At 67.1% G+C, this 13,657-nt stretch carries 18 protein-coding genes; 2 read left to right on the top strand and 16 right to left on the bottom strand.

The window, feature by feature from the left end; translation table 11 throughout:
- Positions 1 to 8: 8 nt before the first annotated feature.
- Positions 9 to 941, bottom strand: coding sequence for a phosphate/phosphite/phosphonate ABC transporter substrate-binding protein (locus B841_RS01005; RefSeq protein ID WP_020933618.1), 933 nt, complete (start codon positions 939 to 941; stop codon positions 9 to 11).
- 227 nt (positions 942 to 1,168) lie between these two features.
- Positions 1,169 to 2,287, bottom strand: coding sequence for a TIGR03364 family FAD-dependent oxidoreductase (locus B841_RS01000; RefSeq protein ID WP_020933617.1), 1,119 nt, complete (start codon positions 2,285 to 2,287; stop codon positions 1,169 to 1,171).
- Positions 2,288 to 2,505: 218 nt separating this feature from the next.
- Between B841_RS01000 and B841_RS00995 the strand changes: the two genes are divergently transcribed.
- Complete coding sequence (locus tag B841_RS00995; protein ID WP_020933616.1) at positions 2,506 to 3,255, top strand: GntR family transcriptional regulator; 750 nt, start codon at positions 2,506 to 2,508, stop codon at positions 3,253 to 3,255.
- A gap of 91 nt (positions 3,256 to 3,346) precedes the next feature.
- On the opposite strand, the gene B841_RS00990 is transcribed toward B841_RS00995, so the two are convergent.
- The 3 genes from B841_RS00990 to B841_RS00980 all read right to left on the bottom strand — a co-directional run bounded on the left by B841_RS00990 (position 3,347) and on the right by B841_RS00980 (position 5,346).
- Entirely contained in the window at positions 3,347 to 3,688 is a 342-nt protein-coding gene (locus tag B841_RS00990) for a CBU_0592 family membrane protein (RefSeq protein WP_211215540.1), read from the bottom strand.
- A 34-nt stretch (positions 3,689 to 3,722) separates the two neighbouring features.
- The gene (locus tag B841_RS00985) at positions 3,723 to 4,058 is read right to left on the bottom strand and encodes a CBU_0592 family membrane protein (RefSeq protein ID WP_211215539.1); all 336 of its coding nucleotides are present in this window, start codon (positions 4,056 to 4,058) and stop codon (positions 3,723 to 3,725) included.
- Positions 4,059 to 4,680: 622 nt separating this feature from the next.
- Entirely contained in the window at positions 4,681 to 5,346 is a 666-nt protein-coding gene (locus tag B841_RS00980) for a CG0192 family protein (RefSeq protein WP_020933613.1), read from the bottom strand.
- Between the two features lie 104 nt (positions 5,347 to 5,450).
- Between B841_RS00980 and B841_RS00975 the strand changes: the two genes are divergently transcribed.
- Entirely contained in the window at positions 5,451 to 6,389 is a 939-nt protein-coding gene (locus B841_RS00975; RefSeq protein ID WP_020933612.1) for an alpha/beta hydrolase, read from the top strand.
- Here B841_RS00975 and B841_RS00970 read toward each other — a convergent pair whose 3' ends face one another.
- The 11 genes from B841_RS00970 to B841_RS00920 form a co-directional block, all read right to left on the bottom strand.
- A complete protein-coding gene (locus B841_RS00970; protein WP_020933611.1) occupies positions 6,390 to 7,466 on the bottom strand; it encodes an NAD(P)-dependent alcohol dehydrogenase in 1,077 nt (358 codons plus the stop codon).
- A gap of 93 nt (positions 7,467 to 7,559) precedes the next feature.
- On the bottom strand, positions 7,560 to 8,738 hold the full coding sequence (locus tag B841_RS00965) for a zinc-dependent alcohol dehydrogenase (protein ID WP_020933610.1): 1,179 nt from the start codon (positions 8,736 to 8,738) through the stop codon (positions 7,560 to 7,562).
- 174 nt (positions 8,739 to 8,912) lie between these two features.
- On the bottom strand, positions 8,913 to 9,482 hold the full coding sequence (locus tag B841_RS00960) for a type II toxin-antitoxin system RelE family toxin (protein ID WP_020933609.1): 570 nt from the start codon (positions 9,480 to 9,482) through the stop codon (positions 8,913 to 8,915).
- Positions 9,483 to 9,488: 6 nt separating this feature from the next.
- Positions 9,489 to 9,791, bottom strand: coding sequence for a type II toxin-antitoxin system Phd/YefM family antitoxin (locus tag B841_RS00955; RefSeq protein ID WP_020933608.1), 303 nt, complete (start codon positions 9,789 to 9,791; stop codon positions 9,489 to 9,491).
- Positions 9,792 to 9,967: 176 nt separating this feature from the next.
- Positions 9,968 to 10,813 (bottom strand): hypothetical protein, encoded by an 846-nt coding sequence (locus B841_RS00950; protein ID WP_020933607.1) that lies wholly within the window; start codon positions 10,811 to 10,813, stop codon positions 9,968 to 9,970.
- Positions 10,814 to 10,823: 10 nt separating this feature from the next.
- Complete coding sequence (locus B841_RS00945; protein ID WP_020933606.1) at positions 10,824 to 11,141, bottom strand: DMT family transporter; 318 nt, start codon at positions 11,139 to 11,141, stop codon at positions 10,824 to 10,826.
- Positions 11,138 to 11,488, bottom strand: a complete 351-nt coding sequence (locus B841_RS00940) for a DMT family transporter (protein WP_020933605.1) — start codon at positions 11,486 to 11,488, stop codon at positions 11,138 to 11,140. The genes B841_RS00945 and B841_RS00940 overlap by 4 nt, the downstream gene beginning before the upstream one ends.
- On the bottom strand, positions 11,460 to 11,750 hold the full coding sequence (locus tag B841_RS00935) for an MGMT family protein (RefSeq protein WP_020933604.1): 291 nt from the start codon (positions 11,748 to 11,750) through the stop codon (positions 11,460 to 11,462). Before B841_RS00935 ends, B841_RS00940 begins: the two co-directional genes overlap by 29 nt.
- Positions 11,751 to 12,557 (bottom strand): VOC family protein, encoded by an 807-nt coding sequence (locus B841_RS00930; RefSeq protein ID WP_020933603.1) that lies wholly within the window; start codon positions 12,555 to 12,557, stop codon positions 11,751 to 11,753. It abuts the gene before it with no gap.
- Positions 12,558 to 12,842 (bottom strand): RNA-binding S4 domain-containing protein, encoded by a 285-nt coding sequence (locus B841_RS00925; protein ID WP_020933602.1) that lies wholly within the window; start codon positions 12,840 to 12,842, stop codon positions 12,558 to 12,560. It lies immediately after the preceding gene.
- Between the two features lie 119 nt (positions 12,843 to 12,961).
- A complete protein-coding gene (locus B841_RS00920; protein ID WP_020933601.1) occupies positions 12,962 to 13,636 on the bottom strand; it encodes an alpha-ketoglutarate-dependent dioxygenase AlkB family protein in 675 nt (224 codons plus the stop codon).
- Positions 13,637 to 13,657: the final 21 nt, after the last annotated feature.

Genomic DNA, 13,657 nt, shown 5'->3' with positions numbered 1-13,657 from the left:
AGTTCCGCTTAACCGACGTTCTGGCAGGCGTCGGCCTCGGTGACCTCGCAGAGCTCCCGGATGGCGTCGAAGTCGGAGTCGTCGACCGGAACGAAGCCGTGCTCGATCTCCTCCGGCAGGACGCAGTCGTCCTCGGAGGTGCAGATGCCCGCCTCGACGAGCGCCGGCTTGTTGGCCTGCTCGCGGATGATCTGGGTGATCTGGTCGCCGCGCTCCTGGCCCAGCGAGTCGTAGTTGACGGTGATCGGGTCCTCGGTGATCGGAGCGGACTCCCAGACCGGGCGCACCGCGCCCGGCTCCATCTGCCCGGAGTTCTCCAGGGTGGTGAGCATGGTGTCGTGGGCGAAGGCGGCGTCGCAGTTTCCGGAGTCCAGCGACAGCAGGCCGGCGTCGTGCCCGCCCGCCATCACCGGGGTGAGGTCGTCTTCCATGTCAATGTCGGCTGCCATCAGCCCTTCCATGGGCACGAGGTAGCCGGAGGTGGAGGCGGCGTCGACGAAGCAGACGGTCTGACCGCGCAAATCGTCGATGCTCTCGATGTCCGAGTCCGCCCGGACGTACGCCAGCGAGGTATACGCCGGCGCCTGGTCCGGGTCGTTGGTCGGGGACGCCGCGGGCTCCATGTCGATGCCGGAGTCCTTGGCGATGACGTAGGAGAACGGGCCGAAGGAGGCGACGTCGATCTGCCCGGCGCGCATGCCCTCGATGACGGCGGCGTAGTCGGAGGCGTTCTGGAACTCGACGGTGGCGCCGGTCTCCTGCTCAATCAGGTCCGTGATGTTCTCAAACGAGGTCGACAGCGACGCGGAGGATTCCGAGGGGACGGCCGCGAAGGTGATCGTCTCGCCGGCCTCGACGGAGCCGCAGGCGGTCAGGATGGAGGCGGTGACGCCGGCGGCTGCGAGGGCGACGGCGCTGCGGAGGACGGTCTTCTTGGACATGAGGGGCCTTTCAGGTTTCCGGGCGGTGGTGGCGGGTCCGTGCCCCGGGCTCACGGGGAGGTGGCCGGGGGACGTGCGGGACCGGAGCGGGGAATCCGAGCGGTCTCGGCGGGTTCACATCGCATTGTGCGCCCCCGTGATCCAACTTGTCTAGCCGAGCTAGAAATGTTCATGTACAAGTAACTTTGCCGTCCCACACGGGTCCGACTGTTTACCTGCCGGTCAGATTAGAAACCCGGAATCTGCTCTCCGCTGAGCGCCAGATGACCGACGCCAAACGACAAAGTCATGCCGATTCCGGAGGTGACGACAGCGACCGTGGTGCGCGCATCCGGGCGCTCGAGCACCAGGTTGGTGTTCGGGGAATCCGCGTAGCGCCCGAGCCAACGCTGGCGCACCACCGGGCGTTCCACACCCAGCAGCGCAGTGGAGCGATCGATCAGCAGGTCGGCGACGTCTTCGTCGATGAACGGCTCCGGACTCAGGGAATAGGCGTGCGAGTCGCCGACCAGCAGCCCCTCCGGAATGCCGGTGGCCATGAGGTTGGCCACGCAGTCGACGAGCGCGGGCTCGCGCCGGGCCAGCTCATCGCGCAGCGCCGGGGCCGACGGCATCGCGGCGAAGCCGTCGTATCTGGCCAACGAGGTGCCGGTGAGCATCGCCAGATCTTGGCGAAGGTGGGAGGGGCGCTCCAGCAGCGCCATCACCAGGGTGCAGACCCGCACGTCGTAGGCCTCCGCCAGCTGCGGAAACAGCCCCATCAGCTCGAATCCGGGACACACCACCACCTCTGCGGCCGTGAAGTCTCCCCGGGTGGTGGCCACGACGCCGTCGCCGACCGCGGTGACCCGCGTGTTCCAGCTGAACGTCACCCCTTCCCGATCCAGCCAGGCGGCCAGGCTCGGCGCCGCCTCGCGGGGGTCGACGCGCATGTCCAGCGGCAGGTGCGCCCCACCCACCGCCGGCAGATCGGGGTTGCCCAACGCCGCGCCCACGTCCGGGCCGGTGAGCAGAGTGACCTCGTCGCCGCGATGCTCGGCGAATTCGCGCAGGACCTGCAGTTCCACGTCAGTCATGGCGGGGATGTGGGTGCCGGATTCGGCCGCCCAGAAGCCGGCCGCCTGAGCTGCGCGCAACCACCCGGCGCGGGCATGGCGCGCCGTGTCCTGGATGACGTCAGCCTGACCAGTGAAGCAGGCGTGGCCGAAGTTTTGGATGGAGGAGCCCACGGGACGATCGGCGCTGTCGATGATGCGGACGGAACGGCCCTGCTCGTGAGCCAGGAAAGCGGTGGCGAGTCCGAGGATGCCGGACCCGACGACGATGAGGTCAGAAGTGTTGGTCATGGCTCCATCATGGGCCGTGGCAGGCAAATTCTCGCTACCCGACTAGACAAGTTCAACGAAAGTTCATCTTCTATATGGCCAGGCTCCACCTAAACGGGTCTAATATGGATTTACACGCGACTCTCGCCACGGCCCGCGCCGTGAAAGGAGGGAGATTTTCCCTCCTGATGCGCGGCTGTGTAGCCAAGATCGGCTTTCCTTGACCAAGGAGGTCCCCAATGACACAAGCCCCTCTGCAGCAATATGAGGAGATCGCCGCCCACTTGCGCACCGCGATCCGGGAGGGCGTCTACGCCCCCGGTGATCCCCTGCCCAGCGAGTCCGAGCTGGGCCGTACCTTCGGCAGCGCCCGGGGAACGGTTCGCCACGCGATCGCCACACTCAAAAATGAAGGGCTGATCTCTTCTGGCCAGGGCCGGCGCTCCCGGGTGCTCAACACGGTCCCGTCCCAGTCCTTCGACGGCGCCATCTCCTTCACCGAGTGGTGTCGCAGCTCCGGCATCCGGCCGGGGCAACAGACGCAGTGGGTGATGCGCCGGCCCGCCGACCCCACCCTGGCCGCGCCCCTGCACTTGCCGGACCGCGCGCCAGTGGTGTCCGTGCTGCGGCTGCGCCTGATGGACGACGTTCCGGCGATGGTGGAGCGGCTCAACTATCCCCTCGAGGTGGGTAAACACGTGCTGAACTTCGACACTGACTCCGGGTCCATCTACCAACGCCTGCTCGACGCCGGGGTCGACATCGATCACGTCACCCGCACCATCGACGCCGTGGGCGCCGACGCCGATGACGCTGAACTCCTGCAGGTTCCGGAAGGCACTCCCCTGTTGCGGGTGCGCCGCCGCGCCTTCACCAGCGAGGGAACGCCGATCGAATCCTCTGATGATCGCTACCTGCCCGATCAGGCGAGCTTCACCCTCACCTCCATGCGCGGAGCGCCGTCGTCCGCCTCCATGGTGTCGGCGTAGCTCGACGAAAAACATTGCCCGCCGGGCCAGATGGGCCAGGCGGGCGAGGGGATCTGTGCGAGGGCGGTTATTGCTCAACGGCCCTGGCTGATTACCGGTTCGGAACGCTGTCCAGGGCGGGTTCTTCTGCCACGTGGGCGTCGGCAAGCTCAGTCTCGGCGACCTCGGCCTCAGCCCCCTCGTCCGTCGCGGTGTTCTTGCGGGTGAAGATCTTCCACAAGAACGCCACGGCGACAACGGCCCAGACGATTTCCGTGATCAGCAGGCCGGGGTTGAACGGAGCGAAGGCGGTGTAGGCGAAACCCAGTGCACCCAGCACGTTCAGCGACTGGTAGAGCGGGGACGAGGTGTCCAGCACCCCGAAGTTCATCAGCCCGTAGGCCGCGACGAGGAAGATTCCGGCGAGGATGCCGATTTCGTGGGAAAGAGTCAAAGATTCCACGGTTACACTCTTATCTTTTGGTCCGCTACGCGGCGACGGGGAACGGGGTCGAGGGAAGCGGGTCGGTGGAGACAACCTGGGTCACCGGAGCCGGAGCCGCGGCCGGAGCGGTCTGGCTCGCACGGCGCTTCCGCCAGATGGTGACGATGCCGTAGAGGCCGAGCAGCGCCCAGACCACTTCGGTCCAGAAGACGCCGGCGTTCATCGGGTTGAAGGCGGAGGCGGCCAGGAAACCGGCTCCGACGAAGTTGAGGATTTGATAGCTGTAGTGGTTCGGGGTGAGTTTGCCCATGTTGAGGAGGGCAAAAGCGACCAGAAGGGCGACGGAGGCGACGAGGCCAAGGAGCACCATTGCTGACATAGCTGGGGCGTCCTTCCTGTTCGAGGACTGTGATGATGGCACGGAAAAGGGGACGCTTGATGCAGCGTTCCCGGTGTTTTTTGATGTGGTGCTCCCACTAGTGGGGCAGCACCGTGAAGTTCTGTGATTTCTCCGTCGTAGTGTGACTGCTTGAGGTCCCCGGCCAGCAACCCTCGCGCCCTTGGCATAGGCCACAGGAAGGGATGATGTTCGTCGAGGTGCAGTCATACTGTGCACATGAGATGTCAGGCTTACTCCTGTTGGGTGAGCGTGTAGCTCGGATGAGGTTGGCGTTGCCCTTCTCTCCATCCCCGATGGGAGTGCGCCCCAGTATCTTCGTGCCAACGCAGTTCCGCAACCCCAGGGGTGGCGGGGTTCAATGGAAAGTTCGGGGAATGCTTTTGTACCCCGCAGCAGGTGGGCTCAAACCCCGTCTCCCCCGCCCCCAAATAGCGCCATGAACAGTGGTTTCATCCTTTTCGTGGCGGGCCCCACCGGCGCTTGAAAACCGTGGCGATCATCACTGCGGGCGGGTGCCCCCGACCCCTTCAAAAGCCTCGCGCCCCGACCGCCCCCGCGCCCCGAGGACGGTCGCCCCCTGCGTCCGCCTCAGTGAGGGTTCTTAGACCAGGTCTCCCCAGTACAGCTCGGCGACGATGAGGCCGTCCGTGCCCAGGCGCTCATCCTTCGGGGTGGCGGTCAGGTGCATCCGCGGGGTGGTGAATCCGCGGGCGACGGTGCGCTCGGTCTGCAGCAGGTTCGGCAGGCGCAGCTCGAAGGAGCGCACGTGGTCGCCGATCTCCACGGTGCCCACGGCCCGCTGGCGGGTGTATTCCTGTAATTTCACCTTGCCCACCTCGAGATCCTCGACCACGCTGCCGGGCTCGCCCTCCGGCGCCTTCGGGTCGCCGGTGCCGAGCACGTCGACGATCGGGCCGGAGTCATTGGAGTAGGCGGCGCCGTCGTCGCCCTGGACGATGGTGCGGATCATCTGCGCCACCGCCACCGGATCGCCGAGCGCGTTGGACACCCACCGGGTGCCCAAGACGCTGTGGTCCACGGAGCAGAACGTGGCCGCCGGGTCGAGTTCCTCGGCACGGTAGGTGGTCGGCATCTGCACCAGCCGACCTTCGGCGTCGCGGCCGATGTGGATTTCAATGCCGGCCTCGTCCGCCGGGTCGACCAGACGGTAGGAACCCAGCAGCGTGACCACGGCCCCATAGCGGGCGGTGAACTCTTCCTTGGTGGGGTGTAGGACGGCATCGTAGATCTGGGCTGTTCCGCTCATGGTCTTCCTCATTCCGTTCGAATGTCGCTGGTTGTTCCTACTTCCAGACTAGTCCGTTGCGCGGTTTCGTCACTAGGGTTCGGATCGCTCACTAGGCTGGGGGCATGACACCCCCACCCAAGCTGGAACAAGGCAAGCCGGACGACGAGTACCCCATCAACGACCAGGCGTCGGAGGATTTCAACGTCGGCGGCGTGAAACGGACGCTGCCGCCTGTCGAGCAGCTGGAGCAGCTGGTCTCCTACATGGACGTGACGTACCCGCGACCGGATTTCACCCCGCCGTGGCGGGGCGGGGACGGCAACCAGGACCCGGCGGACCGCTATGTGGCGTTGCTGCCGGATCGCATCACGCACGCGGCGATGATGATGTTGGGCACCGCCGTGGATCACACTGCGCCGGGCGTGGCTTATGCCGGGGACGTCACCGCAGAAGACGTCTCGCAGATCCGGGCCAGCAAGTACATGCCCAGCGACCCGACGGGCCGGTGGGCGGTCTCCTTCCACGGCGGCGGCTGGTGGCGCGGCTCCGGCGACGCACTCGAGCACCAGTGGCGCCCGGAGGTCGCGGCCGCGGCGGAGCTGTCCGGCACGATCATCCTGGACGTCGATTACCCGCTGGCGCCGACCGCCACGATCCCGGAGATCTTCGAGCAGGTGCGCGAGGCCATCGGCTATGCCCGCAGCCACAACCCCGAATCGGTCATGGCGTGGGGTTATTCCTCCGGCGCGGCGCTGGCCGCGATGACGGCCCCGCTTGTCGACGCCCTCGTGCTCACCTACCCGGACCTCGGCGGGGTGGCCGCCCTGCCGGAGGAGCTGCGCGACGGCGCCGCCGTGCCCGCCGCCGACGAGTGGCCGCGCACGCTGCTGCAGCTCGCCCAGCAGGACGAGGTCATCGATGAGCTGCCGGAAGGCTGGACCGTCCCGGAGCTGGACAACCGCGTCGAGGTGCTCGAGTACGTCTCGCAGCACCGCATCTCCACCCCGGAGGTCGCGCGCCAGCGCATCCAGGACACGGCGAAGTTTTTGCGCGAGGCCTAATTAGATCGTCGCGGCGTCAATGACGAAGCGGTAGCGCACCTCCGAGTCGATCGTGCGCTGGTACGCCTCGTTGACGTAGTCGGCGTCGATGAGCTCGATGACCGGGGCCACGCCGTGCTCGGCGCAGAAGTCGAGCATCTCCTGGGTCTCCTCGATTCCGCCGACCAGCGAGCCCGTCAACGCCGTGGCCCGCTGCGTGAACGAACGCGCCATGACCTGCATCGGGTTGCCCGGCAACCCCAGCTGCACCAGGACGCCGTTGAAGCGCAGCAACCCCAGGTAGGCGTCGACGTCCAGATCCACGGAAACGGTGTTGAGGATGACGTCGAAGTGGCGTTCCAGCTCCTCGGGTAGCCCGTCGCGGGTGGAGTGATGGGCGACGGCGCCGAAAGCGAAGGCGTCATCCCGCTTGCGGTCCGAATGCGAGAGCACGGTGACCTCCGCGCCCATGGCCACGGCGATCTTCACGCCCACATGCCCGAGCCCGCCCATGCCGATCACGGCGACGCGCTTGCCGGGGCCCACGCCCCACTTCTTCAGCGGCGCATAGGTCGTGATGCCGGCGCACAACAGCGGCGCGGCCTCCGCCGGGTCGAGCTGCTCCGGGATGCGCACGACAAAGCTCTCGCGCACCACGATGGCCTGCGAGTATCCCCCGTGGCTGTACTCGCCGTCGGTGTACTTGTCCGTGCCGCCGTAGGTGCCCACCACCCCGTTCTCGCAGTAGGAGATCTCCCCTTGCTCGCACGGGTCGCACGCGCCACAGGAGTTGATGAAGCAGCCGACGCCTACCCGGTCGCCCGGCCGGTACTCGGTGACGTCCTCACCCACGGCCGTCACCTTCCCCACGATCTCGTGCCCCGGCACCAGCGGCCACTGCTTCTCCCCGAAGTCGCCGGCCATGGTGTGGATGTCGGAGTGGCAGATGCCCGCGTACTCGATGGCGATGGCCACGTCGTCGGCACGCAGCGCGCGTCGGGTGATCTCCAGGGCCTCGAGCGGCTGGCCGGGGCCGTGGGCTCCGCGGGCGCGGACGGTGGTGGTCGTGGTGGTGTCGATGTCGGCAGTTACAGTCATGCCAGAGAGTGTAGAACGGATGGGCGCGGACGCGGCACAAGAAACCCCGGCCTGTCTGAACCGCATGGCCGGGGTTAACTGCGTGCCGGAGACTTAAGGCTTGAGCACCACCTTGATGCAGCCGTCCTCCTTCTTCTGGAACTTCTCGTACATCGCCGGCGCCTCGTCCAGAGACGCGGTGTGCGTCGTGAGGTCGAGCACGCCCAGCGGGTCCGACGGGTCGTCCAGCAGCGGCAACAGCGTCTCGGTCCAGGAACGCACGTTGCACTGGCCCATCCGCAGCTGGATCTGCTTGTCGAACATCGTCAGCATCGGCAGCGGGTCCTTCATGCCGCCGTACACGCCGCTGATGGAGATCGTCCCGCCTCGGCGAACGGAGTCGATGGCGGTGTACAACGCGCTCATCCGGTCCACCCCGGCCATCTCCATTGCTTCGCGCCCCAGCGGCGACGGCAGCTTGCCGACGGCCGCCTGGGCCGCGCCGGCCACCGGCGAACCGTGCGCCTCCATGCCGACGGCGTCGACCACCGAGTTCGGCCCGCGCCCGTCGGTGAGGTCCTTGAGCTGCTCTGCCACGCCGTCCTCGGAGGAGTCCAGCGTTTCAATGCCGTAGCGCTCAGCCATGGCGCGACGCTCGGGCACCGAGTCCGTCGCGATCACCTGATAGCCCAAGTGCTTGCCGATCCGGGCGGTCATCTGGCCGATCGGGCCCAGGCCCAGCACCGCCAGCGAGCCGCCGTCGGGGACCGCGGCGTAGTCCACGGACTGCCAGGCGGTGGGCACGACGTCGGAAAGAAAGAGGTAGCGCTCGTCTTCGCCGACGTTGGGGACCTTCATCGCCCCGTAGTCCGCGTGCGGCACGCGCAGGTATTCCGCCTGCCCGCCCGGCACCGAGCCGTAGAGGCGCGAGTAGCCGAGGAACTGCGCGCCGGTGCCGTACTCGCGGACCTGGGTGGTTTCACACTGCGACTGCAGCCCCTGGCGGCACATGAAGCAATGCCCGCAGGAAACGTTGAAGGGAATGACCACCCGGTCCCCCGGCTTGATGTGGGTGACGGCCGAGCCGACCTCCTCGACGACGCCCATGGGCTCATGGCCAATGATGTCGCCTTCGTCCATGAACGGGGTCAGCACCTCATAGAGGTGCAGGTCAGATCCGCAGATGGCGGTCGAGGTGATCCGGATGACCGCATCGGTGGGTTCCTGGATCTGCGGGTCCGGGACCTCCTCCACGCTCACCGTCTTTGACGCCTGCCAGGTCAATGCTTTCATGTGTCCTCCTCGCCAGGGCGGCCGCCTCGGGTGAAGCGGCGCCGCTGATCCGTTGGTTGAGGCCGACTGTACTGAAAACACGGTGGGGCGGGTCGCCCACGTCGCGGCCGGAGTCTCACATCCCGACGGGCCCTAGCTGGGAAAGATCAGTGGGACGCTGCCTCAGTTATGGGCTCACTCCGGCGGCGTGGACCAGTGCTGGATAAGTAACTGCTGGGCTTGCTCCTGACTCAAGTCCGCAATTTCTTCGGGGGACAGGTGCAACTGGTTTCTCAGCCCCTCCGCCAGCCATGACGGCAATGTGGGAGCCGGGGAGGGCTCCTGATGCGCCTCCACCTCACCGTAAAATCGGCCCATGTCTTCGATGATTTCCACCAAGGCTCGGGCGTGCGGGTGATCAGAAGCTGCCAGGTGTTCCACTCGGCGAGTCAGCTCTGCATAGACCTCGCTGTCGGCGCGGGCGCCGACAGCCCACACCTCCGCGATCTCCAACACGGGCCGGTGGGTTTCATCGATGGTTTCTCTCCATACGATCCGGTAATCGCGGTCTCCGACCACCAGTTTTCGAAAACCCACCAGGGCCTCCACCAAAGGCTCACCGGCAGACGGGGAACGCTCTAAAATAAGCATCTTCTTGAAGACCTCCCGGACGATCTGGGGGTCTTTCTTCTGCAGTCGACGCAGGTCCGCGACGGCGTCCTCCGTCAGACGTACCCGAGCCCGCGGTTCCGGAAAAGACGCCACGGCAGACTAAACGGCCGAGCTGTCAGCGGCAAGCTCAGCCTCGAGCTCCGCCCGATCCAGCCCGAACGCTTCCATGGCCTCATCCAGCTCCGTCCGGGCACCGGAATCAGTGGCAAATCTCGCCATCACCAGCGCAGTATCGCGTAGCAGCTCCCGCTCCCTGCGTAGCTGCTCCATCTCTTCCGCCGAGACGAGCTGCGCAACCACCCGCCCGTGCCGCGACAAGACGATCCGCTCACCGGCCTCCGCGGCGGAGACCAGCCCGGAAACCCCCGTGCGGGATGCTTCAGTAATCGTGATCGTTTTCATAGCTCAAATCTACATAGATTTCTACACAGATTCAAGGGGTTATCGAGCTTTCCCGACCGTGAACCAGGATGTCACCGGCATCCGACGGTTACCCCCATCTTCTGGCTTTCACCGTCGAGTGGGGTGGCAGCGTCGCGCGTCACGGAGTGGTGCCCGCTCCCTACGGGAGAAACCTCCTAACACGCCGGCACGAACTGGGCGACCTCACCGGGCACCGGGATGTCCTGCGGCAAGTGCTGCGAAGAGCCCAGCGGGTCGATGCAGCTCGCGCGGTCCAGCAGCTCGCCGGAGGTCACGGTGCCCCCGGAGCTGCCCGGTACGGACGGTGCGGCCGGAGCACCGGGCACGCTCGAGCCCAGCACCCCGGCGGCGGCCCGCACGTCGGCGGTGTGGGCGGCGGCGGAGCCGTACGTGTTGGCGGCCGCGACCCAGCCCGGGCCGATGGTCACGGTGGCGTGAATGTCGCGGTTGTTCGACCAGCCGAACTTGGTGCCCTGCGCACCGGACAGCACGGCGGTGCCGAAGTCCTGGCGGTAGCCGTCGGCTGCGACGGGGGCGGCGTAGCGCATGCCGTCGATGACGGGGTGGGCGACGGGATCATGCCGGATCGCGGAGATGAAGCGGGCGGCGTCGTGCGCGGAGGTGTGCGAGCTGCCCCAATAACCGGAATAGGTGGTCTGGTGCAGCCCGAAGTCGCGGATGACATCCGGGATGGCCTGCGGGTAACGGTCATCGAGCTCGCTGGCGATGGTGTCGTCGGAGACCGCGATCATGTGCTGCACGCGGTTCTTGTCGGCCTGACTGCCGTGGTGGAGCACCCAGTAACCCAGATGCAGCTTCGACAGCGACAGGATGGGGCGCTGCTCGCCGGCGTTGCCGGTGGCCACGGTGTGGCCGCCGTCGAAGTGGACGGCGATCTGGGTGCGCTCAGGCGTGGAGATCTGTTGGGCCGCGGCGGTGGGCGCGACTGTGAGACCCAGCGCGGCGACGAGGGTGATGAGGAGGATCCGGAGGGAACGCATGCGTATCAATCTAGTACGCGCCGGTCTCCACCAGCAGCACGCCGGCCATGACGAGCACCACGCCCAGGCCCATGACCCACGTGAAACGCTCGTTGAACAGCACTCTTCCGAGGATCGCGGTGGCCGCCACGCCGATCGCGGACCAGATGCCATAGGCCACCCCCAGCGGCATGCCGAAGACCAAGGCCACCGACAACATCGCGTACGACAGGACGTACCCGCCCGCCACCAGAGCGTAGTAGCGGGGCCGGCCGGAAGACGCCATGCGCAGGCTCATGGTGCCCACGACTTCGAAGACGATCGCCAACGAAAGGAAGAACCAGCTCATCGCGTCCTGCCTCCCAGCTCGATGCACAGCACCCCGGCGATGATCACGCCGATGCCCGTAATCATCTGCGCGTTCAAGGGTTCGGCGAAGAAGAAGTGCGAGAGCACCGCCGTGCCGGCCACCCCGAGTGCCGCCCACAGCCCGTAGGCCACGCCGATCTTCATCCCGGCGCGCAACACCTGATCCAGCAGGGCGAAGGCCGCCAGGTAGCCGACGGCCACGACCGCGTAGAACCAGGGGTCGGTCAGCGCGGCTTTGAGGCTTAACGTGGCGACGATTTCGACGGCGATGGCGGCGACGAGCAGCCAGAGGGCGCGGCTACTCCTGCCAGTGGACTCGGTGCTCATGGAGTGCCACTCTAGTGCCGTCGTGGGCCAATCCGTCCTCGTCCCACCGCGGCACGGACGCCGCGGGGTCGTGGCTGGAGCCGTCGGCGCGCACGACCCGCCACCAGGCGCTCAGGTGTCCGTAGCGGCGCATGATCGCACCGACGTTGCGCGCCCCGCCGCCGACTTCGGCGGCCAGATCGCCGTAGGTGGTCACCTCGCCGGGGACGAGCGTATCGACGAGCGCGAGCACCGCCTCCGCCCGATCCGGCAGCTGCAGCACCTACAGCCCCAGGATGTCGTCCGACTCGTTGAGCTGCGCCTCGTCGACGGGTTCCTCGACTTCGCAGAGGGTGACCGTGGCGCCGGTGGAATCGGCGATGATGGTCAGTCGGCCGAACTCCGAATCGAAGGGCTCGCGGATGACTTCCCCGCCCAGCTCCACTGCCCGGCGCGCCGCGTAGTCGACGTCGGCCACACCCAGGAAGGATTGCCAGAAGCTGGGGACCTGGGGCGGGAAGTGGCCTTGAGCGTCGCGCAGGCCGGCGAAGGCGGCACCGTCTTGCATGGCGGTGGCATACCCGTAGTCGTCGTTGCCCAAGGCGACGATCTCCCAGTCGAACAGGGCGTTGTAGAAGTCGATGGCGCCGGAGAAGTCGGTGGTGGCGGTGAGTTCGTGCCAGACGGCGGTGCCGGGTTCGCCGGCGGCGACGAAGGAGTCTTCGCCGGCGGGTTCGATCAGGCCGAAGAGTCCGCCGGTGGCGTCGGCGAGCACGGCCATCGTGCCCAGCTGTACTTCGGTGGGCTCGCCCAGGGCGCGCCCGCCGCTGGTTTCGGCCTGGGCGCGGTCGGCCTCGATGTCGTCGGCGAGGAAGTAGGTCACCCAGGTATCGGGCATGGCGCCGGACTGCGGGATGATGCCGGCGACCGGGAGGCCGTCTTTGCGGGCAATGCGGTAGGCGGAGTCGTCACGGTCCTGGCTGATCTCCCAGCCCAGGAGCTTGGAGTAGAAGTAGGAGGATTTACGCGGGTCGGAGCTGGACAGGTCGATCCAGTACGGCATGCCACCGATGGCTTCGAATGCGGGCATCTACAGGTTCCTCCACTTTTCGGGGTCGAAGTCGTCGTCGGCGGTGGCCTCGTCGAAGAATTCTTCGACGGCGTCCGTGACGACCTGGGCGCAGGCGTCGTCCACGCAGACGACGTCGCCGTCGTACAAGGTGCGGCCGCGGCGGGTGTCGGTCTCATCGTTGACGGTCACTCGGCCGTCGGCGATGGCTTCTTTCGCGTGGCCGCCGGAGTCTACGAGGCTGGCCAGTTTGAGGAATTGGCCGAGCTTGATGGAATCGTCGCTAATCGACACCTGTGTGGGCATGTGCGTGATCCTACCCGGCGGGCGGGCGGCCGCTTAGGCGGGGTGAGCGGGATTTCGACCAGACGTATCGCCGCTTTCTCCGCGGTTTTCGCCTCATGCGTCTGGTCGTAGGCACGCCCTCAGTCCGCCAGCTGGCGCAGCGTGACATTCAGGCGACCCTCGTGCAGCCCGCAGCCGTCCGGCAGCGTCCCGGCGCGCACGGCCGGCACCCCGTGATAGGCGCGGCGTTTGGGGCCGCCGAAGACGACGAGGTCGCCGCTGAGCAGGGCGATGTCGTCCCAGGGGCGATTTCGGTGCTGGGTGCCGCCGATGCGAAAGAGTGCCTCGTCGCCGACGGACAGGCTGACCACGGGCGCGGCGGAGGCTTCGTCGGCGTCGACGTGCATGCCCATGCGCGCCCCGGGCGGGTAGTAGTTGACCAAGGCGACCTCGGCGCGGAAGTTCTCGGCCCAGGGGCGTAGGGTCTCGTCGACGTCGGCGGCGGCGCGCACCGCGGCTTGGGCCAGTTCCTGCCACGGCCCCGGGATGGGTGGCACGGCGGTGCCGTCGACCTCGGCGACGTAGCCGTAGGGGCGGGTGCGCCAGAATCGGCCCAGCGTCATCATCCACACGCTCATCTGCCCGGAGCCGACTGTGGGTCGGTGCATGGCGACCGGGGTGCCGGCCACTAAGCGGGCGATCTCCCGGGCGCGCTCGACCAGGTCGCGTTGTCGGGGCGGCGGCAGCCAGCCCGGCAGATGCGCCACCCCGTCGGTGACGCGGACGGCCGGGCGCGGCAGGTCGTCGAAAAGCATGGGGCTCCTTGGCAAGATAGG

It is taken from the genome of Corynebacterium maris DSM 45190, assembly GCF_000442645.1.
Lineage (GTDB): Bacteria > Actinomycetota > Actinomycetes > Mycobacteriales > Mycobacteriaceae > Corynebacterium > Corynebacterium maris.
The sequence above is the reverse complement of the archived record's forward strand: the minus strand, read 5'-3'. Positions and strand labels throughout refer to the sequence as shown.

Bases quoted from the DNA above. Each gene is read 5' to 3' on its own strand.
- B841_RS01005 (WP_020933618.1), bottom strand. From the start codon at position 941: ATGTCCAAGAAGACCGTCCTCCGCAGCGCCGTCGCCCTCGCAGCCGCC.
- B841_RS01000 (WP_020933617.1), bottom strand. From the start codon at position 2,287: ATGACCAACACTTCTGACCTCATCGTCGTCGGGTCCGGCATCCTCGGA.
- B841_RS00995 (WP_020933616.1), top strand. From the start codon at position 2,506: ATGACACAAGCCCCTCTGCAGCAATATGAGGAGATCGCCGCCCACTTG.
- B841_RS00985 (WP_211215539.1), bottom strand. From the start codon at position 4,058: ATGTCAGCAATGGTGCTCCTTGGCCTCGTCGCCTCCGTCGCCCTTCTG.
- B841_RS00980 (WP_020933613.1), bottom strand. From the start codon at position 5,346: ATGAGCGGAACAGCCCAGATCTACGATGCCGTCCTACACCCCACCAAG.
- B841_RS00975 (WP_020933612.1), top strand. From the start codon at position 5,451: ATGACACCCCCACCCAAGCTGGAACAAGGCAAGCCGGACGACGAGTAC.
- B841_RS00970 (WP_020933611.1), bottom strand. From the start codon at position 7,466: ATGACTGTAACTGCCGACATCGACACCACCACGACCACCACCGTCCGC.
- B841_RS00965 (WP_020933610.1), bottom strand. From the start codon at position 8,738: ATGAAAGCATTGACCTGGCAGGCGTCAAAGACGGTGAGCGTGGAGGAG.
- B841_RS00955 (WP_020933608.1), bottom strand. From the start codon at position 9,791: ATGAAAACGATCACGATTACTGAAGCATCCCGCACGGGGGTTTCCGGG.
- B841_RS00950 (WP_020933607.1), bottom strand. From the start codon at position 10,813: ATGCGTTCCCTCCGGATCCTCCTCATCACCCTCGTCGCCGCGCTGGGT.
- B841_RS00945 (WP_020933606.1), bottom strand. From the start codon at position 11,141: ATGAGCTGGTTCTTCCTTTCGTTGGCGATCGTCTTCGAAGTCGTGGGC.
- B841_RS00940 (WP_020933605.1), bottom strand. From the start codon at position 11,488: ATGAGCACCGAGTCCACTGGCAGGAGTAGCCGCGCCCTCTGGCTGCTC.
- B841_RS00930 (WP_020933603.1), bottom strand. From the start codon at position 12,557: ATGCCCGCATTCGAAGCCATCGGTGGCATGCCGTACTGGATCGACCTG.
- B841_RS00925 (WP_020933602.1), bottom strand. From the start codon at position 12,842: ATGCCCACACAGGTGTCGATTAGCGACGATTCCATCAAGCTCGGCCAA.
- B841_RS00920 (WP_020933601.1), bottom strand. From the start codon at position 13,636: ATGCTTTTCGACGACCTGCCGCGCCCGGCCGTCCGCGTCACCGACGGG.